An 18,886-nucleotide genomic window follows, 5' to 3' on the forward strand; every position below is an offset into this window, starting at 1 on the left:
TGAACGAGACGTTTTTTTTCTATTATATCATAAACATCCATTTTATCTCCCTGAAAATTGAGGTTTTCTCCGCTCACTAAACGCATTGAGCGCCTCGATCCGGTCTTCTGTTGGAATTGTCAGTTCATACGCTTTTGCTTCAATCGCAAGCCCCGTTTGCAAATCTGTGTTCATTCCCTGAATGATCGCATATTTCGCCTGTTTTAATGCAACAGGACCATTTTTCATCATGTTTTCAGCAAATTGTTTGCACTCTTCAGAAAGTACATCACGTGGCACCACTTTTAATACAATACCAAGGTCGAGTGCCTCCTCTGATGAGATTTTTTTCGCGGTTAAAATTAGTTCTTTGGCTTTCATTTCACCAATCAGTCGGGGAAGACGCTGCGTTCCTCCTGCACCAGGAATGATTGCCCAGCTTGTTTCGGTCAACCCCATGGAAACACCTTGTGCCGCAATCGCAAAGTCACACGACAGCAGCCACTCAAATCCTCCGCCCAGCGCGTAACCATTAACTGCTGCGATTGTCGGCTGTGGCAAGCTGGCAATACTATTAAACACATCCCGAATCGCTTTCACATTTCTTCTTACTTGTGCCTCATTCAATGTCTTTCTTTCTTTCAAATCAGCACCGGCACTGAATGCTTTTTGGCCGGCTCCTGTAAAAATAACAACGCGCACCTCAGGATTTACATGAATGGAATCAACAGCCTCCTGCAGTTCACGTAGTGTATCATAGTTAAAACAATTTAATACGTCTGGTCGGTTTACTGTTACATATCCAATATGATCTATCACTTCATATAATACGTTTTCCATGACATTTTCCCTCTCTTATTTAAAAATAAAGGCCATCCCTCTTATTCGAGACAGCCTTTGTAATTTCTATTCTATATTTTCAATAATCGCCGCAATCCCCTGACCGACACCTACACACATGGTTGCCAGGCCATATTGAACATTTTGTTTTTTCATTTCATATAGAAGCGTGGTTAAAATACGGGCACCACTTGCACCTAAAGGATGTCCGAACGCAATAGCACCGCCGTTTACATTAACCTTTTCCTGATCTAACTCAAGCTGGCGGATGCATTCCAGCGCCTGTGAAGCAAAAGCTTCATTTAGTTCTACAAGCCCGATATCGTTTACCGATAAGTTTGCCCGATCAAGCGCTTTTCTCGTTGCATATATTGGACCAAGGCCCATAACAGCAGGCTCAAGACCAGCAACCGCTCCAACTACATATTTTGCAAGGGGCTTCAACCCAAGTTCTTTTGCCTTATCTGCACTCATTAATAATAAAGCGGATGCACCGTCATTTACTCCTGATGCATTACCAGCTGTTACAGTCCCGCCTTCAAAAATCGGACGCAGTTTAGCAAGTTTTTCAATCGTTGTATCTGGACGCGGATGCTCGTCTTGATCGAAGACAATCTCGTTTCCTTTCCGATCATGAAAACGAACTGGTACAATTTCTTCCGCAAAACGATTGGATTCCATTGCTATTTTTGCCCGCTGCTGGCTTTGAAGTGCAAACTGATCCTGATCTTCCCGTGAAATTGAGCAGCGTTGTGCGACATTTTCAGCTGTCTGTGGCATGGAATCTGCTCCATACATCTCTTCTAGCTTTTTATTCGTAAATCGCCATCCAATCGTTGTATCCTGAAGCTCCATTGATCCCCGAGGGAAGTCACTGTCAGGCTTGGCCATGACATATGGTGCTCTAGTCATACTTTCCGTTCCCCCTGCGATGTATATATCGCCTTCCCCTACAGCTATAGATCGTGCAGCATACATAACCGCATCAAGACCTGATCCGCACAAACGATTAATCGTTGTTCCCCCTACGTTCACCGGAAGACCAGCTAAAAGTGCTGACATTCTCGCTACATCTCGGTTATCCTCCCCTGCCTGATTCGCATTTCCGAAGATGACATCTTCAATTTGTTCCGGCGGCAGCCCTGGATTCCGCTCTGTCAGCGCTTTAATTACAATTGCTCCGAGATCATCTGGACGTACACTTTTTAAAGCTCCTTTATACTTCCCGATAGGTGTTCTTACCGCATCAACAATTACAACGTCCCTCATTTTCCCACCAGCTCTTCTATTTTTGTATAGTCGTACACACCTTTTCCAGACTTACGACCCAGCCTTCCCGCTTTTACATACTGTTCAAGAAGTGGTGCTGGGCGGTATTTTTCACCAAGTTTTTCATGTAAATATTTTAAATTATTTAAACGGGCATCTAGCCCTACTAAATCCCCCAGCTCAAACGGCCCCATCGGATAATTCAACCCAAGCTTGATTGCTTTATCAATTTCTTCAGGTGTTCCTAACCCTTCTTGAAGCATATAGAATGCTTCATTCCCAACCAGGCAGCTGATCCGGCTTGTTACAAAACCCGGAAATTCGTTAATGACTACTGTCTCTTTCCCCATTTTCTCAGCGACCTGTTTTATGACTGCTGCTGTATCGTCACTCGTTTCGAGGCCGCGTACAATTTCGACCAGCGGCATTTTCTGTACTGGATTGAAGAAATGCATCGCAATCGTTTTTTCAGGACGCTTCCCATAAGAACCAATTTCTGTCGGGCTCATAGTGGAAGTATTGGTCGCAAAATAGCAGTGTTCTTGTGCATGCTCTTCAATTGTTTCAAAAACAGCCTTTTTAATTTCTGCACGCTCTGGAACTGCCTCTATGATTAAATCAGCATTACAAGCCGCTTCTTTTAAATTGGAAGAATATAATAATCGATTTTTTGCAGCATCCGCTTCTTCAGAAGTGATTTTTCCGTACCGTACACCTTTTTCAAAAATAATATCAATCTCTTTTTGCGCGCTGTCTAATGCAGATGGATTCACATCTACTAATGTGATGTCAAATCCTCCGGTTGCTCCTACATAGGCGATCCCTCTTCCCATTACTCCGGATCCTACGACTACTATGTTTGTAATCATTTACCTTTCTCCTTCCAAATAATAGAGGCTGGCTGCGATAGAATCAGATTAGCATCCAGCTATACCCGAATGATTTTTCTGAAATATTTTCAGCCAGCCTTTATTCAATATATTTTAACGCTATTTACTATCTATCAGAAGCAGGCCCCCTGATAGAAGTTTTACATTATTGAATGCCGAAAGGATTTAATGGGCGGCTTCCATAATAGGAAATAAAACTTTTCGTTTCCGTATAAAGATCTAATGTCTCAATACAAAGCTCCCGTCCGAATCCTGATTGTTTATAACCGCCGAAAGGTGTTCCTGGAAAAGCTGAGAATGGGCAGTTTACCATGACAATCCCTGCTTGGATTTGGTTACCTACACGAGTTGCACGGGCACCATCTTTCGTCCAAAGGGCTGAGCCAAGACCGAACTCTGTATCATTTGCTAGTTTAATAGCTTCTTTTTCATCTTTGAACTTCATAATCACAACAACTGGTCCAAATATTTCTTCTTTCACTACTTTCATATCGTGATTCACATTACCAATGACTGTCGGCTCATACCAATAACCGCCTTCGAATCCTTCAACTACTGCCGGCTTTCCACCTGCTAAGATTTCAGCTCCATCAGCAATAGCTGATTGAACATAGCTATCAATAACATCTAATTGACCTTGATCGATAACGGATCCAACATGTGTTTCTTTATCTAATGGATTTCCTAATTTAAGCTTTTTCGTTTTTTCTACGAATCTAGTAACAAATTCATCATAGATATCTTCATGTACATATAAGCGAGATCTCGCCTCACAAGATTGTCCTGTATTATAGAAAATACCGAACAATGACCCATCTACAGCCGCTTCAATGTCAGCATCCTCGAATACGATATTCGGAGATTTCCCGCCAAGCTCCAATGTTACCCGCTTTAATGTTTGAGAAGCCTTGCCCATGATATCTCTGCCGATTGGCGTCGAACCTGTAAAAGCTACTTTATTTACATTTGGATGTTCAACAAGATAATTTCCAACCTCAGAACCAGAACCAGGAATAATATTAACCACTCCCGCTGGAACTCCTGCCTCAATACAAATTTCCCCTAAAACAATGGCCGTTAACGGAGTTAATGAAGCTGGTTTTACAATAACAGAACATCCAACCGCGATTGCAGGTGCAATCTTCCACGCCGCCATCATTAACGGGTAGTTCCAAGGAATAATTTGTGCACATACACCTACAGGTTCTTTCTCTGTATAGTTATGGAATTGACCTGCCATATTATTTACGGAGCCGCTATGTCCTACAATGGCACCTGCATAAAACTCAAAAACTTCAACAGCCTGCATAACTTGTCCTTGTGCGGCTGAAATAGATTTCCCGCTATTTAATACTTCCAATTCAACTAATTCATTAAAACGGGAACGCATAATTGCTGCAATTTTATTTAAAATACGAGAGCGTTTATTAATGGGAAATCTCTTCCATTTTCCGTTTTCGAAAGCCGCAAGAGCCGCTTGTACCGCTCTCTCTGCATCTTCTTGTGTAGCTTTTGCTACCTTAGCAAGGATTTCACCAGTGGCAGGATTGTAAGCATCGATAGTCGCTCCATTAGAGCTTTCAACTCTTTCGCCATTAATAACTAGATGGTAATAATCACGCTTCATTTCTACTTTTTCAAATATTGGTGCTTCTTGTACTTTTACCATTTAATCCCACTCCCTTTTTTATGTTATTCACCTATAAATTGAGCTTTACGTTTCTCTGTAAATGCCGTTACCCCTTCAACATAATCTTTCGTTAAGCCGGCAATTCGTTGTCCTTCGGCTTCTTCTTTCAAATATTCTTCAAAAGAAAGATGGTAAGAGGCCTCTAAATATCTTTTGATTAAGCCGATTGCTTTCGTTGGTCTGCTTGCAATATTCTCTGCAAAGGCTGTCACTTGCTCGTTCCAGTCCTCAACAGCGATTACTTTTGTAGCAAGGCCCATTTTTTCTGCCTCCGCAGCAGGTACTTTTTGTCCAAGTACCGATAGTTCTAATGCTTTTGCATGACCAACTATCCGTGAAAGGTAATACAGATTACCCGAATCAGGAATTAACCCAATATTGACAAAGGCATTTAAAAAGCTTGCTTTCTCAGAGACAAGACGGAAATCGCAGGCTAATGCCAGACTGAAGCCTGCCCCTGCAGCCACACCGTTTACTGCTGCAATAATGGGTTTTACACATCTAGCGATTTCCTTCATCATTGGACCGTAATCGTCACGGAGCATTTGCCCTAAATTCATGCTGTCATCCACATCTGCTAAGTCTTGGCCGGAACAAAAGGCCCTGCCTTCTCCGGTAATGACAATCGCACGCACTTCATGAGAGTGTGACGATTGTTTCACTGCCTTTTGGATTTCTTTATTCATTTGTGATGTAAAAGCATTCAGTTTATCAGGTCGGTTTAGACTGAGCCAAGCTACCCCGTTTTCAATCCGATAAGTAATTGTTTCGTACATAGATAACTCCTTATCTGCCGGTAAAATTAGGCTTTCTTTTTTCTACAAAGGCTTCCATGCCTTCCTTTTGATCTTCTGAAGCAAAAAGCAAGTAGAAATTTTTTCTTTCATATTGCATTCCTTCATATAAGGAGTGATCCACTGCCTTATTAACAGAGTCTTTGATCATTCTGACTGCTAAGGGTGGCTGTGCCGTAATCTTTCTTGCGAAAGTTATTGCTTCCTCCATCAATAATTCAGGTGCGACAATTTTATTAATAATGCCGTATTTCAAGGCTGTTTCTGCATTGATTCTTTCGGCGGTCAAGATCCATTCAAGCGCCTTTGTTTTACCTACCAGCTTCGTCAATCTTTGTGTGCCTCCTGCTCCAGGCATAACTCCAAGTGTTACTTCCGGGAAGGAAAACAGTGTATCTCCAGCAGCTATAAGTAAGTCACATGATAAGGCAAGCTCAAAGCCGCCGCCGAATACAAAGCTTTTGACTGCACCAATGATAGGCTTTTTAACGAGACTTAACCGGTCCCAATCAGCAAATTGATTCAACAATTCTAATCTAATAGGATTGTCATTGGCCATCTCATCAATATCCGCCCCAGCCGAGAATGCTTTTCCATGACCGGATAGTAAGATGACTTTCACTTGGGTATCACGGTCGAATTCTTCTGCTGCAGAAACAATTTCAGCAACCATTGTCCGGTTCAGCGCATTCAATTGTTTAGGCCTATTTAAAGTGATAAAACCAATTTCATTCTCGACAGAAGTCTCAATATATTGAAACAGTCCCATCCTTATACTTCCTCACCAATCATCATGGTGACGAGTTTCCCAGCAAAGCCCATCAAGTCTTTCCCTGATGCTTTTCCTTCAGGGGAACGCATACCTTGTTGAAGCGCTTCATGATTTTCATAATACATTTCGCATAGAATGTGATATTCAGAGTCTTTCCCCATTGGTGTTCCAACTATTTTCGTAACAACCATTTTTTGAAGACCTGGGATTTTCTCTGTAATCGGACCGTGAACATTGAAATAATGTTCATCAAATTCTTCTTTATTTTCCGGCTGCTTATATAGAGCAATTAACTTTACCATTTTATTTCCTCCGTATTTTACATAAATTTAATCATTGGTTTCATTGCTTCAAATGGGTTTTTACATGATTTGCAATATAAAATGCTGCGGCACGCTGTTGGCCCAAATATGTTTTCCATCGTGACATACGTGGATTCACAATACGGACAATCTATATGCCACGACCCATCTTCTTTCATTTGCCGAGGGGGAGGGGAGATACCGAATACCTTTAGTCCGGCTTTCCCCTTTTCCGTAATCCGATCAGATGTCCAAGATGGGGAACGCAGGAATTCTACGCTCACTCCGTCAACGCTTGGCAGCTGTTTTACGGCTGTTTCAACATTTTTTTGAATGATAGGCAAAGCTGGACACCCTAGAAAGGTAGGCAGTATTTTTACTGAAACATCTGATCCTGATATCTCAACATTCTCCACCATTCCTAAATCTAGAATGCTGACGGTACTAATTTCAGGATCTTTTACGTTTTCCAGTAGTTTATAGATTTCTTCTGATGTTATTAACACGGTAGACATAGTACCCTCCCCCTTTTCCTCTCGTATTACCAGGAAGCTGCTTTGTTACTAGCGTATACTTCACATAAAGTTTCGAGTGCCTTCTCTAAATCCTTTGTGTGCTTCCCATTGCGTCCATCGCCATGAGCCATTCCTACTTCTATGGGCCCTTCTAGCCCAACACTTTTCAATACAGGTGCAATAGCCTGATTCCACTTACTCAGTAAAACCGCTTCGCTTTCAATTAAACCTTGTTGCACGATTATATTTCGATGTTCTCCAAGAGAGAAAACACCTTGGAAATCCTTCAGCGTTTTTTCAATAGCTGCTTTCATTCGGGAAACCGCTTCCTCATGGCCTGAACCTAAAAGTTGAACGAACCATGTTTTCCAGTGCATTAGATGATAGTAAAGTTCCATTTGTACCTTTGCTGCAACTTCAGCCAGCGGCTCATATGAACATGAATGTAAAGATTGAATCTTAATCGCTTTAGCCTGGGTATAGAAGTAATTTCTCACAACCGCAAAAGCCCAATCATAATCTGGTTCTCCCATATAATTTCCAGTTCCATTAACGAGTTCCAAGATAATCGCATTACGCCTTTCATTTGCCGGACGGTCATGGGCCAGTTGATTGGCATTCCCTTCACCGAGTTCCTCTAGCAATTGATAGAAGATGGCCGCGTGACCCATTGTATCTTGTGTAATAGAGGAAGTAGCTATGTCTTCCTCAATGTGGGGCGCAAGACCAAGCCATTCAGACCCACGATAGGAATGAATAAAGTCATCGTCTGCTAATTGAAATAACAACTCTTTAATGGCCGTATTCTCTGCTGATGAATTATTTGCCATTTTTCACACCTCCAGCCCAAGACAAAATTTCCTTTTCGTCAAGCATTTCTTGTTCGTATTTCCGCCATTTTTTCTTTAAATAGCCATATCCTTTTGTTTTGCGGTAATCCTTATTATCTAAACGTTGAAGCGTTTTCTTTTCTTCCGAAGTCATTTTACGTATATTCTGACGTTTGACAACCCAGATATCATCCACTGTTTCACGTCGCATAAAATTTTCCTGCGCCATCAGGATCGCGATATCCTCATTAGGCGCGAGTAAGCTAAAATGATATTGTACTGGTGCAGTTGGGGTCTTGCGGCTAAATACTTCAAACTCTTCAAAATAAGATTCTTGCCTAGTTTCCATGTTCTTTCCCCTCCCTTAGACAGTTTTTGGAGCCAATGCTTCACGTACCCATTGGTTATTTTTATAAGAAACTCTCCTAAGATTTAAGCGCTCTTGTGAACGAGGTCCTTCATTTCTAGCAATCTTCTTTAATTTGTTCCAGTCAGGCTGACGATAAATCCATTTTCCCGTTTCTTCATCAAACCTTAGTGTTTCATCTGGAATGGTAAAACCAAGTGAATGAATCCGCTTAATATATTTGCTAAAGAAAGATTGACGAAGTCCCTCATTCGTGCCTGTTCTGATTTTATACTTTAAGGTAACATCTTGTTTTGAAGCACCCATTTCATTCTTGCTTGGCGGTCCGAAGAAAAGCAGCAAAGATTCCCACCAATAATTAAGTGCATCTTGTACCATTTGTCTCTGTTCATCTGTACCTTCTGCCAAAGCCATAATAATCGCTTCTCCGTGTTGAGCGTGGAAGACTTCTTCTGCACAAATTCTGTGTAAGGCACGGGCATATGGACCGTAAGATGCACCAAGCATATCCGTTTGGGTGATAATAGCCGCTCCGTCCACTAACCAGCCAATCAGCCCTGCATCTCCCCATGATTTAGCTTCCATATGGAAAACATTATGAAACTTTAAATTCCCTGTAAAAAGATCCTGCATCAGATCGTCCCGCTTTTTGCCATACGGTTTCAATAAATCTTCCGCAACACGAAGCAATAATTGTCCGTGTCCCATTTCGTCTTGTACCTTCGCCATAATCCCGAGCTTTCGGTGCAAAGTGGGAGCTTTAGGTACCCATTCCTTTTCAGGAAGTGCACCCATAATTTCGCTCATGCCATGCATAGAAATCAATTTGATTAATGTATTCCGATATTCATCTGGCATCCAATCATCGGCTTCAATTTTATCTCCCGCTTCGATTCTAGCCATAAATTGCTCCAGCTTTTCCTGTTCTGTTGTTTCATTTAAAAGAACGCTCATTTCAAATCCCCCTTTTCTTAAAATCTATATAACGTTAATTTAACGTAATTATATTTTATGGTTATATTAAAAGCAAGAATATTGCGTCATTTTTTTAAAATAAAAAAAAATGGGTAATACTCTTTAAACCGTGACGATTACACTTAAATCAATCAATTTTAAATTAAGATATGTGTATTGCAGTTGGTGCAGCCGTACCAGAATTTTTGATTACAATGACAAGGGAACGGCATTTGTTCTTCTTGATAAAAACCATTCCCTTCTGTGATAATGACAGATTCTTTATACGCTGATCAAATCACTTTTTCGCTTATCGACAATACGAATGGCTTTTCCTTCAGAACGCGGAATGCCTTTTGGAATGTTGACAACAATATCCATCGTGACTAGACATGTGTTTTTCATATGATGCTGGACCTTCTTCTTCAATTTTTGAACATTGACATGCGTTAAGTCTCCATCAATCCCAGAGTAGAAATCGCTTTCAATTTCAACATGCAATTCAACACTGTCCATTGCACCTTTCTTAACAAGGTGAATCTGATAATGAGGAACAAGTCCCTCCACTTGCAACAATGCCCGTTCAATTTCCGAAGGGAAAACATTGACACCTCTGACAATGATCATGTCATCTGTTCGGCCTTTTACTCTGGACATTCTTGTTGTCGTACGTCCGCATTTACACTTTTCTCGCGTAATAGAGGCAAGATCCCCTGTTCGATAACGAATAATTGGCAGCGCTTCCTTCGTTAAGCTAGTAAAAACAATTTCTCCAACTTCTCCATCTGCAACCGGTTCAAGTGTATCTGGATTAATAACTTCAACCAAGAAGTGATCATCTGCGATATGTAGTCCATCCTGTGCTTCATGACACTCTATCGCAACACCTGGTCCCATAACTTCACTTAGGCCGTAAATATCAACCGCTTTCAAATTTAGTTTCTTTTCAAGCGTCGCTCTCATTTCTTCCGACCAAGGCTCAGCCCCAAAAATACCATATTCGATTCCAAATCCAGCAGGGTTCATCCCCATTTCTTCCATCTTTTCAACAATATTTAGAATATAAGATGGTGTTCCACAAATACCCCTCGGTTTCAAATCATTAATAAGTGTAATTTGTCTATCTGTATTTCCCCCCGAAATTGGTAATGTTGCTGCGCCTAACTTTTCAGCTCCGTTATGAAGACCAATCCCGCCTGTAAACAATCCATAGCCGTAGGCATTATGAAAAATATCTGATTTGCGTCCGCCAGCAGCGACAATTGCACGGGCAACAATCACTGACCAATTTTCAATATCATTTTTTGTATATCCTACAATGGTCGGCTTTCCACTCGTTCCCGATGATCCATGAATGCGGACTACCTCATCCATGGGAACCGCAAATAAACCAAATGGGTATTGCTCACGAAAATTCTGTTTTTTGGTGAATGGAAGCTTTGTCACATCGCTTAACTGTTGAATATCTTCTGGCGTAATGCCCAGTTCATCAAATTTCTCTTTGTAAAATGGTACATTCTCAAATACATTTCTAACCGTTTTTTGAAGACGTGCAAGCTGCAAACTTTCCATTTCAAATCGGGCCATAGTTTCGATTTCTGGATTGTACATTGTTTCAGTCCCCCTCATTGTTTTTCATTTTGCAAAATATTACATAACGGAATTACAACGAAAATAAAAAAACTAGTAATATAGTTTTCAGATTAATACGACATTTCCACGTTGTCAATAGTGATAACTAGGAATTTTGATAGAAAATAGAAAATTTTTTTAATATTTTAATTTACTTAATTTTCTGTTTATGCTAATTTTAACGAGAGTGATATATATCACTTTTTAATACCATCGTTCTAAAATCGTATTATAAAAGGGGAGGTTATTATGGAATCACCAGTAAAAAGAAGTTACTTAACCGAAGAACATGTCGAAAAGAAGCCCTATGATCAATTGGTTGAAACCGAAGATTTTAAGGGTTTACTTCAAAAGAAAAAGGCATTTATCATCCCAGTCTCTACTTTCTTCCTTGCGTTTTACTTTGTCCTGCCTGTTTTAGCTGCTTATACAGATGTATTAAAAGGAGAAGCATTTCTCGATATAACATGGGCGTGGGTTTATGCACTTCTTCAATTCGTTGTGGTTTGGATCGGTGGAATTGTCTACCTTAAGAAATCAGAGAAGTATGACAAAATGGCCCAAAATATTTTAACTAAATACCAGAAGGAGCTTCGCGGATGAGCACATTATCTCTTATACTTTTTTTAGGCATTATATTATTAACGCTTACAATAACATATTATTCTTCTAAAAAAACGAAAAACGCGAGCGACTTTTATACAGCTGGCGGAGGTTTGACGGCATGGCAAAATGGATTGGCTGTGGCTGGCGACTTTATGTCTGCCGCTTCTTTTCTTGGAATTACAGGGGCTATTGCGCTGATTGGTTTCGATGGATTTTATATGAGCATTGGCAATCTTGTCGCGTTCCTCGTCTTATTGTACTTTGTTTCAGAGCCGCTTCGTAATCTTGGGAAATACACGTTAGCGGATATGATCTCTGCTCGCTTTATGTCCAAAAAGGTACGTGGGATCGCCGCAGCGAACACTCTTGTCATTTCAATTTTTTATATGATTGCTCAACTTGTCGGTGCGGGTGGATTGATTAAACTTCTACTCGGAATCGATTACGGTCTTTCCGTTCTTCTTGTAGGTGTATTAATGACAATTTATGTTATTTTCGGTGGAATGCGGGCGACAAGCTGGGTACAAATAACTAAAGCCGTTCTTTTGCTGGGCGGTTCTACTATATTGACGTTTATAGTATTTTCCCGCTTTAACTTTAACATCGCAGAAATGTTCCGCCACGTTCAGACAGCTACACCTCTTGGTAATGACTTTTTAAATCCAGGAAATAAATACACGAATGGGCTCGATATGATTTCACTTAATATGTCACTTGTCCTTGGCGCAGCAGGACTTCCGCATTTACTTGTCCGCTTCTTTACGGTAAAAGATGCGGCGACGGCACGAAAATCTGTTGTATATTCAACATGGTTTATTGGCGCCTTTTTTATTATGACGATTTTCCTAGGGTTCGGTGCTGCTTCATTCGTTGGTTTTGACCGGATTGTTGAAGCTAACCCTGCTGGAAACATGGCTGCACCGCTACTCGCATTAACCGTCGGCGGAGAATTTTTGTTCGCTTTTGTTTCAGCTGTCGCATTTGCCACTATTCTGGCGGTAGTATCCGGTCTTGTTTTAACGTCAGCATCTGCCTTCGCTCATGACATTTATGGAGAAATTATTAAAGACGGGAAAATGACCGAAAAGCAGCAAGTTTTTGTAGCACGTATGGCGTCAGTTAGTGTAGCGGCTATTTCAATCGTGCTAGCCTTGTTCGCACAGTCGCTGAACGTTGCTTTCCTTTCGGTACTTGCATTAGGTATCGCAGCCAGCGCTAACTTGCCGGTTATTCTTTGCACAATTTACTGGAAACGATTTAATGCAAACGGTGCTATCACCGGCATGTTGTTTGGTTTAATCAGCTCTCTTGTTTTAGTTTTGCTTAGTCCGAATGTATGGAATCCGCAGCCTGGAATGGGTATTTTCACAGGAGACCCTATTTTCACAATGAGTAACCCGACCATTTTTACCGTACCAATAGGGTTTATAGGTGCCTATTTAGGTACAGTGTTGTCTAAATCAAAAGAAAACGAAAATAAATTCGCAGAGGTATTGTTTAAATCAAACACTGGATATGGCATAAGCTCTGCAAAAGATCATTAAGTAAAGGAGAATACCATGACAATTGAATTAGATGATCAGACTATTCACGATTTACATTACGATGAAATTAAACAAGTTCTAAAAGACGAACCCTTTGCAGCTTTTCTTGGCATGAAGTTGACAAATCTCGGACCTGGTACAGCGGAAGCTGAATTAGTTCCGGACGACCGCATGCTTAATGCACATGGAACTGTTCACGGGGCAATTATCTTTTCACTTGCAGATTACGTATTTGCCGCAGCGAGCAACTCTTATGGCAAAACAGCAGTGGGTGTCACAACAAATGTTAATTTTATATCCGCTGGCAAACGTGGCAGGACTCTAACTGCAAATGCAAAAGAAATAAAGAAAAATCACAAACTCGCTTGGTACAAAATCAATGTCCAAAGTGAAAATGAACTAATCGCGACAATGGAAGCGATGGTTTACAGAAAGAGTCATTATTTTGTAAAACAGGATAAATAAAGATTATATACGAAAAAGAATCCTAATCGGATACTCGATTAGGATTCTTCTTATGATTACTTTTCTCTTTCCTCTATGTAATACTCTTCATGTCCATTCCTTCTACAAACTCTACAAAGGCTTTCACAATATTTAACTGTAAAGATTCCTCATGGTAGAACATCCAAGTCTTACGTATGATTTTCTCTCCATCTTTTGTTCTAATCTCAAATTTGTGGATATTATCCAAATCATTTATTAACAAGCTTGGCAAGATTGCGTAACCTAACCCATTCTCAACCATCTTTTTGCATGTGTCAGCTTTATCGACATTGATGCTGACCAATGGCGGCTGGGAATAGTTTTCAGTCCACCAATTATCCACTAAGGTTTTTAGTAATGGATCAGTGTGATAATCAATTCTCGATAAAGCGGGGAGGTCACGGATATCGATTTCTTCTTTTGATGCAATACAAATGCTTTCTTTAAAGAGCAGTTTCTTTTGATCTTGCCAGCTATAATCTCCTCTTACAAAGCCAATATGTACATCTTGATTGTGCATTAAATGAGTAATATGGCTGCTTAATCCTGTTGTTACCTTGAACTCAACATCTGGGTATTGATCTTTGAAGAGTTTTAATAGCCCAGGAAGTTTATAATCAGTAAAGAAATTTGAAACACCTAATCTCAATATTCCGGAAATTTTATCCTCCATATTCAGAACCGTTTCTTTTATCTTTTGGAAACGCAATATCATTTCATGTGCACTTTTTGCGAGATATTCGCCCTGCGAGGTAAATTGGACTCCGCGCCGGCCTCTGATAACGATTCGGACTCCAAAATGTTTCTCCATCGCTTTCAAACGATTCGTCAAAGCCGGCTGAGAAATATACAATATTTTAGCTGTATTTGTTATATTTTTCTCTTGATAAAGGGTCTGCAAAACCATCCAGTCTCTTTCGTCCAATATTTACACCTCTAAATTAGAAATAACTTTTCATTATGGTTAAACATATTATTCGATATTTTAATTATTGCTATGATTATACTATATTTATAATACGGAAGCTCAAATAGCAGCGAATTATATTTTCATTGAAAGAAGGCAGGGAAATTTGAAAAGAAACAACACTTTTTTTCGTAGTGTTTCGTTTATAGCAATAAGCAGCTTAGGCGGATTTTTACTCACGTTGACAGGTCTCTCCCTTGGATGGATGATTGGTACATTTCTGGCAGCTGCCTTACTATCCTTTTTGAGGCCCTCACTACTAAGGAGTAATGCCTATCAAAAAGGTGTTCCAAAATACTGGTTGTATATAGGACAGTGTATTTTAGGTATTGAATTGGGTCAGAAAATAAACTTGTCTTTTTTGCACATTTTTAAAGAATATTGGATGACCATTATTCTCATGCTACTTCTATCAATCTTTTTTTCTTTACTTGCTGGATTCCTACTTTGGAAATATAGTAAAACTGATATGCTTACTAGCTTTTTTGGAACGGCCCCTGGCGGATTATCCGCCATGCCGGGGATTGCGGAAGAGGTCGGAGCGAATACGGCTGTCGTAAGCATTATTCAAACCATGCGTGTTTTTTTAGTTATACTTATTATTCCTATTAGTGTCTCCTTATGGGCTCGTAATCCGGTAGATCACGTCACCATTCCTGCACAGACTGTCTCTCCCTTTGAATTGGAGAAGCTGCAATGGACTTTAGTGTTAGTTGGAATTGCATATGGGGGGTACCACTTGGGCAAGTATTTAAAATTTCCTGCTCCATGGTTGATTGGAAGTATGGTGGCGGTTGCTATTGTCCAATCGTTCGGTTCTTTGTATATAGGTCATGATATGGTTTCATGGTGGCCGCATGTGGTAATCACTTTATCACAAATTTTTATTGCGGCAAGTATTGGTTCCCGTTTTCATAAAAGCATGTTTATCGGATTAAAGCAGACGATATTTGTCGCCCTTTTAAGTACGATTGGCCTTATTTTTTCCATGATTATGTGCGCCATTTTTGTTTCAAAAGTAACGGGAATCGCACTTATTACCTCTGTTCTTGCATTTGCTCCAGGCGGTATTGCTGAAATGACAACAACTTCTGTTGTGCTAAATGCAGATTCTACATTTGTCATAGTAGTGCAAGTACTTCGAATCATGATTGTGTGTGTTATATTACCGCCATTTTTCAGGCTGTTAAATTATTGGGAACATAAAAAGCATCTATCTTCTCAACCTTCAGCTTAATTGAATAAAATCACTATTGTTCAGATAATAGTAAAAAGGGGAATCAAGATATGTCCAATCTACAAGAAAACGGAGCAGGTATATTCTGTGATCCGAGCGATAAAAATACAGAAAAATTAGCATTTATAATGAAGGAAATTATTCAATCCTCTGGATATCAAAAAGAAGATATTATCTTTCTCTGCATTGGTTCAGACCGCTCTGTAGGAGATTCATTGGGCCCTTTAGTTGGGACGATGCTTAAAGAGAATCAGGTACCTTACCGTATCTACGGTACTTTGGAAAAGCCAGTTCATGCATTTAATTTAAAAGAAACATTAAAAGAAATTAAAAAGGAATTTAAAAAGCCGCTTATTTTTAGTGTGGATGCCAGTTTAGGCGATCAAAATCAAGTGGGTTATGTTTTCTTGAAAGAAGGACCTCTTGTTCCGGGGAAAGCCCTAAAAAAGGTATTGCCGGAAGTAGGAGACTATCATATTATAGGGATGGTAAATTATATAGATCCATTACCAGCTATGCAATTTTTAAATGATACTCGTCTATTCACAGTTATGAACCTTGCAAAAACAATCGTAAAGATTATTACTCAAGCAACCAACGAGAGTCAAGGAACCTCTTAAAAAAGTGAGGCTGTCCCAAAAGCCATTTAAGAATTGGTATTTGGAACAGCCCTGTTTCTATTAAGGTGAGATAATTAAAATAGAGTGATAGCCCCTGTCAGGATAGCGACAAGGATAAGAATTACTGAACAAAAAAGAGCCCATTTAAATGCATACTTCTGTAGTTCCCCGATGTCTTTATTGACCATTCCCACTAATAAAAGAGTCGAAGCCACGAGTGGACTTAAAAAATGTACAGGCTGTCCCATTACAGAAGCTCTGGCAATTTCTAAAGGACTCACTCCATAAGCTGTTCCTGCTTCAGCAAGAATCGGTAAAACGCCAAAGTAATAAGCGTCATTGGATAAAACGAATGTAAATGGCATGCTAGTCAAGGCAACGACTACCGGAAAAAAGGTGCCTAAAGAATCCGGAATGATGGCCACTAATGAATTTGCGATGGCATCGACCATTTTTGTGCCGGAAAAAATTCCAGTGAAAATACCGGCCGCAAATACTAATGTAACAACCGTTATAGCGTTTGCAGAATGTGCCACAATCCGCTCCCTTTGCTGCTCTAAATTTGGGTAATTAATAACTGAAGCAATAACAAATCCGATTAGAAACAAAACGGGTACCGGTATTAAACCCATTACAAGAACGACCATGATCGTAAGCGTTAAAAGAAGATTGACCCATATTAATTTGGGACGCTTTAAATCCGCTTGTATGGCGGCAGCAACTGCAGCTTCACCAAGAGCGGTGCTCATTCTAGGAGCATTATTGATTTGGACAACTCCAACCCTCTTACGTTCTTTTTTCCCAAGTACATAAGCGGTAAAAAGTATAGATGCCATTCCTGCAAGCAGTGTTGGAATAATTGGAATAAAGAATTCATTTGCATCTAGACCAAGAGATGCTATCGCTCTTGTAGCGGGTCCTCCCCAAGGCGTCATTCCACTCATAATACTGACAGAAAGCATAGAAATGGTGGCTAGAATAAGAGGATTCATACCAAGTCGCAAGTAAAGCGGCAGCATGGCAGAGATGGTAATCATATGAGTTGTTGTACCATCACCATCTAAAGCAACAGTCATTGCGATCACTGCAGTTCCTATCGCTATTTTAACTGGGTCCCCTTTTACAATTTTCAACATCGTTTTAATAAGTGGATCAAATAATCCGGCGTCAATTAGAACTCCAAAAAACAGGATAGCGAACAATAACAAAGCAGCTGAAGGTGCAACAACCTTTAATCCCTCATACATCATTTCCCCAAGTTTAGAACTAAATCCACCAATGATGGCAAAGGCTATCGGTACGATCGTAAGGGCAGTAACCGGGGATAAGCGTTTGGACATAATTAAGTAAGTAAACACAACTACCATTGAAATTCCCAAAAAAGTAAGAATATTAATCTCCCTCCTAATAAAAAGAAATCGCTTACAAATAAATAAGCATAAAATATTTTTCCATTACCTTGCTCCCTTTTCTCTTTTTTAGAATAATTTAAATATTAAAATAAGTAAAATAGAAGTTTTTTAACATTTTTATATAAAAAAACTTATAATCCCTTTTACCGAACAAAAGCACAATAAAGATCGTCAAGATCTCATTGTGCTTTTTCATTAAAGATTAGGATTACTATTTAAAAAATCAATAAAATTTTTTACTGAAGATAGTTTTAAAGACTCCTCGTTATACATCAACCATGTATTTCTTAATACAGGTTCTCCATTCTTATAAGATAACCCATATGTAAACAGGTTATCTGATGGCTGCATACATATTTCTGGTAAGATAGAAACGCCAAGACCATTTTTAACCATTTCCTTACAGGTCTCCTGCCGATCCGTTTCCATAGTAACTAATGGAGGTTCAGAAAATCTATCATGCCACCAGCCATTCATTAAACCTTTCAATGAGCTGTCTGTTTTATAATTTATGAATGGAAGATTTGGCAGGTTCTCCAGATCCACCTCAGTTTTTGAAATTAAACAAAGTCTTTCCTTGTGCAGCAATGTTTTAATTCCATACCATTCGTAATTTCCCCGTAATATTCCTAATTGAACACTAGCAGAATCAAGAAGATTCATGATTTCGGTACTCCATCCTGTATTGACATTAAATTGTACAAGTGGATATTTTATTGAAAACTGTTTAAGTATTTTAGGAAGTTTATATTGAGCAAAATTACTAGAAACGCCCAAACGCAGCGTGCCTCTTACTTCATTTTGCATATTTAACATGTAATCTTTCGTCTTTTGGAGTTTTTTAATCATTTCTTCCGCATAACCCGCTAAATGTGTACCTTCAGAAGTAAACTCAATACCTCCTTTTATTTTAAAAAATATACTCGTCCCAAATTCTTTTTCTAAATTCTTAAGCCGGTATGTTAACGCTGGTTGCGAAATGTATAATCGCTCTGCGGCACGGCTAATATTTTTTTCCTCATACAATACCCTTAACGCGGCCCAGTCTTTTTCGTCCAATTTATTCGCCACCTGTTTTGGATTATAATTTTTTTTTTACTTTTCTTTAAAAAAATATGTATTTTACTTATGATTGAACCTATCATACTATATTTTCAAAGGAACTGGTAGTGGTAAAACA

At 39.5% G+C, this 18,886-nt stretch carries 20 protein-coding genes; 5 read left to right on the forward strand and 15 right to left on the reverse strand.

Annotated features, from left to right (window positions below; genetic code table 11):
• Positions 1-42: 42 nt before the first annotated feature.
• The 12 genes from QNH29_RS26785 to QNH29_RS26840 all read right to left on the reverse strand — a co-directional run bounded on the left by QNH29_RS26785 (position 43) and on the right by QNH29_RS26840 (position 10,813).
• Positions 43-819, reverse strand: coding sequence for an enoyl-CoA hydratase-related protein (locus QNH29_RS26785; protein WP_283862302.1), 777 nt, complete (start codon positions 817-819; stop codon positions 43-45).
• A 66-nt stretch (positions 820-885) separates the two neighbouring features.
• Positions 886-2,088: a thiolase family protein gene (locus QNH29_RS26790; RefSeq protein WP_283862303.1), complete on the reverse strand. Its 1,203-nt coding sequence runs from the start codon at positions 2,086-2,088 to the stop codon at positions 886-888.
• A complete protein-coding gene (locus QNH29_RS26795; protein WP_283862304.1) occupies positions 2,085-2,957 on the reverse strand; it encodes a 3-hydroxyacyl-CoA dehydrogenase in 873 nt (290 codons plus the stop codon). Before QNH29_RS26795 ends, QNH29_RS26790 begins: the two co-directional genes overlap by 4 nt.
• 166 nt (positions 2,958-3,123) lie before the next feature.
• Positions 3,124-4,647 carry an aldehyde dehydrogenase family protein gene (locus QNH29_RS26800; protein ID WP_283862305.1) on the reverse strand — a complete coding sequence of 508 codons (1,524 nt, stop codon included), beginning with the start codon at positions 4,645-4,647 and terminating at the stop codon, positions 3,124-3,126.
• A 23-nt stretch (positions 4,648-4,670) separates the two neighbouring features.
• Positions 4,671-5,444: an enoyl-CoA hydratase-related protein gene (locus QNH29_RS26805; RefSeq protein ID WP_283862306.1), complete on the reverse strand. Its 774-nt coding sequence runs from the start codon at positions 5,442-5,444 to the stop codon at positions 4,671-4,673.
• 10 nt (positions 5,445-5,454) lie between these two features.
• Positions 5,455-6,231 (reverse strand): enoyl-CoA hydratase/isomerase family protein, encoded by a 777-nt coding sequence (locus QNH29_RS26810; protein ID WP_283862307.1) that lies wholly within the window; start codon positions 6,229-6,231, stop codon positions 5,455-5,457.
• Positions 6,232-6,233: 2 nt separating this feature from the next.
• Positions 6,234-6,536 (reverse strand): EthD family reductase, encoded by a 303-nt coding sequence (locus QNH29_RS26815; RefSeq protein WP_283862308.1) that lies wholly within the window; start codon positions 6,534-6,536, stop codon positions 6,234-6,236.
• A 17-nt stretch (positions 6,537-6,553) separates the two neighbouring features.
• Positions 6,554-7,051 carry a 1,2-phenylacetyl-CoA epoxidase subunit PaaD gene (gene paaD, locus QNH29_RS26820; RefSeq protein WP_283862309.1) on the reverse strand — a complete coding sequence of 166 codons (498 nt, stop codon included), beginning with the start codon at positions 7,049-7,051 and terminating at the stop codon, positions 6,554-6,556.
• Positions 7,052-7,077: 26 nt separating this feature from the next.
• Complete coding sequence (paaC, locus tag QNH29_RS26825; protein WP_283862310.1) at positions 7,078-7,881, reverse strand: 1,2-phenylacetyl-CoA epoxidase subunit PaaC; 804 nt, start codon at positions 7,879-7,881, stop codon at positions 7,078-7,080.
• Entirely contained in the window at positions 7,871-8,230 is a 360-nt protein-coding gene (paaB, locus tag QNH29_RS26830; RefSeq protein WP_283862311.1) for a 1,2-phenylacetyl-CoA epoxidase subunit PaaB, read from the reverse strand. The genes paaC and paaB overlap by 11 nt, the downstream gene beginning before the upstream one ends.
• 15 nt (positions 8,231-8,245) lie before the next feature.
• Positions 8,246-9,202 (reverse strand): 1,2-phenylacetyl-CoA epoxidase subunit PaaA, encoded by a 957-nt coding sequence (gene paaA, locus QNH29_RS26835; RefSeq protein WP_283862312.1) that lies wholly within the window; start codon positions 9,200-9,202, stop codon positions 8,246-8,248.
• Positions 9,203-9,484: 282 nt separating this feature from the next.
• Positions 9,485-10,813 carry a phenylacetate--CoA ligase family protein gene (locus QNH29_RS26840; RefSeq protein WP_283862313.1) on the reverse strand — a complete coding sequence of 443 codons (1,329 nt, stop codon included), beginning with the start codon at positions 10,811-10,813 and terminating at the stop codon, positions 9,485-9,487.
• A gap of 270 nt (positions 10,814-11,083) precedes the next feature.
• On the opposite strand from QNH29_RS26840, the gene QNH29_RS26845 reads away from it, so the two are divergent.
• The 3 genes from QNH29_RS26845 to QNH29_RS26855 are packed head-to-tail and all read left to right on the forward strand — an operon-like array spanning position 11,084 to position 13,449.
• Positions 11,084-11,437 (forward strand): DUF485 domain-containing protein, encoded by a 354-nt coding sequence (locus QNH29_RS26845; RefSeq protein ID WP_283862314.1) that lies wholly within the window; start codon positions 11,084-11,086, stop codon positions 11,435-11,437.
• Positions 11,434-12,984 carry a solute symporter family protein gene (locus tag QNH29_RS26850; RefSeq protein ID WP_283862315.1) on the forward strand — a complete coding sequence of 517 codons (1,551 nt, stop codon included), beginning with the start codon at positions 11,434-11,436 and terminating at the stop codon, positions 12,982-12,984. The genes QNH29_RS26845 and QNH29_RS26850 overlap by 4 nt, the downstream gene beginning before the upstream one ends.
• A gap of 15 nt (positions 12,985-12,999) precedes the next feature.
• Positions 13,000-13,449 (forward strand): PaaI family thioesterase, encoded by a 450-nt coding sequence (locus QNH29_RS26855; RefSeq protein WP_283862316.1) that lies wholly within the window; start codon positions 13,000-13,002, stop codon positions 13,447-13,449.
• Positions 13,450-13,522: 73 nt separating this feature from the next.
• On the opposite strand, the gene QNH29_RS26860 is transcribed toward QNH29_RS26855, so the two are convergent.
• Entirely contained in the window at positions 13,523-14,395 is an 873-nt protein-coding gene (locus QNH29_RS26860) for a LysR family transcriptional regulator (protein ID WP_283862317.1), read from the reverse strand.
• A gap of 148 nt (positions 14,396-14,543) precedes the next feature.
• Here QNH29_RS26860 and QNH29_RS26865 point away from each other — a divergent pair, with 148 nt between their 5' ends.
• Both QNH29_RS26865 and yyaC read left to right on the forward strand, forming a co-directional pair.
• Complete coding sequence (locus tag QNH29_RS26865; RefSeq protein WP_283862318.1) at positions 14,544-15,674, forward strand: AbrB family transcriptional regulator; 1,131 nt, start codon at positions 14,544-14,546, stop codon at positions 15,672-15,674.
• Positions 15,675-15,724: 50 nt separating this feature from the next.
• Positions 15,725-16,294, forward strand: coding sequence for a spore protease YyaC (gene yyaC / locus QNH29_RS26870; protein ID WP_283862319.1), 570 nt, complete (start codon positions 15,725-15,727; stop codon positions 16,292-16,294).
• 74 nt (positions 16,295-16,368) lie between these two features.
• Here yyaC and QNH29_RS26875 read toward each other — a convergent pair whose 3' ends face one another.
• Positions 16,369-17,685: a CitMHS family transporter gene (locus tag QNH29_RS26875; RefSeq protein WP_283865755.1), complete on the reverse strand. Its 1,317-nt coding sequence runs from the start codon at positions 17,683-17,685 to the stop codon at positions 16,369-16,371.
• Positions 17,686-17,901: 216 nt separating this feature from the next.
• Positions 17,902-18,765: a LysR family transcriptional regulator gene (locus QNH29_RS26880; protein WP_283862320.1), complete on the reverse strand. Its 864-nt coding sequence runs from the start codon at positions 18,763-18,765 to the stop codon at positions 17,902-17,904.
• Positions 18,766-18,886 lie beyond the last annotated feature (121 nt).

Origin of the sequence: Neobacillus sp. DY30, from assembly GCF_030123065.1 — a bacterium.
Lineage (GTDB): Bacteria > Bacillota > Bacilli > Bacillales > Cytobacillaceae > Neobacillus.

Excerpts from the sequence above, each read along its gene's own strand:
- QNH29_RS26805 (WP_283862306.1), bottom strand. The coding sequence starts at position 5,444 with ATGTACGAAACAATTACTTATCGGATTGAAAACGGGGTAGCTTGGCTC.
- yyaC (WP_283862319.1), top strand. The coding sequence starts at position 15,725 with ATGTCCAATCTACAAGAAAACGGAGCAGGTATATTCTGTGATCCGAGC.
- paaA (WP_283862312.1), bottom strand. The coding sequence starts at position 9,202 with ATGAGCGTTCTTTTAAATGAAACAACAGAACAGGAAAAGCTGGAGCAA.
- QNH29_RS26845 (WP_283862314.1), top strand. The coding sequence starts at position 11,084 with ATGGAATCACCAGTAAAAAGAAGTTACTTAACCGAAGAACATGTCGAA.
- QNH29_RS26815 (WP_283862308.1), bottom strand. The coding sequence starts at position 6,536 with ATGGTAAAGTTAATTGCTCTATATAAGCAGCCGGAAAATAAAGAAGAA.
- QNH29_RS26855 (WP_283862316.1), top strand. The coding sequence starts at position 13,000 with ATGACAATTGAATTAGATGATCAGACTATTCACGATTTACATTACGAT.
- QNH29_RS26790 (WP_283862303.1), bottom strand. The coding sequence starts at position 2,088 with ATGAGGGACGTTGTAATTGTTGATGCGGTAAGAACACCTATCGGGAAG.
- paaC (WP_283862310.1), bottom strand. The coding sequence starts at position 7,881 with ATGGCAAATAATTCATCAGCAGAGAATACGGCCATTAAAGAGTTGTTA.
- paaB (WP_283862311.1), bottom strand. The coding sequence starts at position 8,230 with ATGGAAACTAGGCAAGAATCTTATTTTGAAGAGTTTGAAGTATTTAGC.
- QNH29_RS26810 (WP_283862307.1), bottom strand. The coding sequence starts at position 6,231 with ATGGGACTGTTTCAATATATTGAGACTTCTGTCGAGAATGAAATTGGT.
- QNH29_RS26840 (WP_283862313.1), bottom strand. The coding sequence starts at position 10,813 with ATGTACAATCCAGAAATCGAAACTATGGCCCGATTTGAAATGGAAAGT.
- QNH29_RS26795 (WP_283862304.1), bottom strand. The coding sequence starts at position 2,957 with ATGATTACAAACATAGTAGTCGTAGGATCCGGAGTAATGGGAAGAGGG.
- paaD (WP_283862309.1), bottom strand. The coding sequence starts at position 7,051 with ATGTCTACCGTGTTAATAACATCAGAAGAAATCTATAAACTACTGGAA.
- QNH29_RS26850 (WP_283862315.1), top strand. The coding sequence starts at position 11,434 with ATGAGCACATTATCTCTTATACTTTTTTTAGGCATTATATTATTAACG.
- QNH29_RS26800 (WP_283862305.1), bottom strand. The coding sequence starts at position 4,647 with ATGGTAAAAGTACAAGAAGCACCAATATTTGAAAAAGTAGAAATGAAG.
- QNH29_RS26785 (WP_283862302.1), bottom strand. The coding sequence starts at position 819 with ATGGAAAACGTATTATATGAAGTGATAGATCATATTGGATATGTAACA.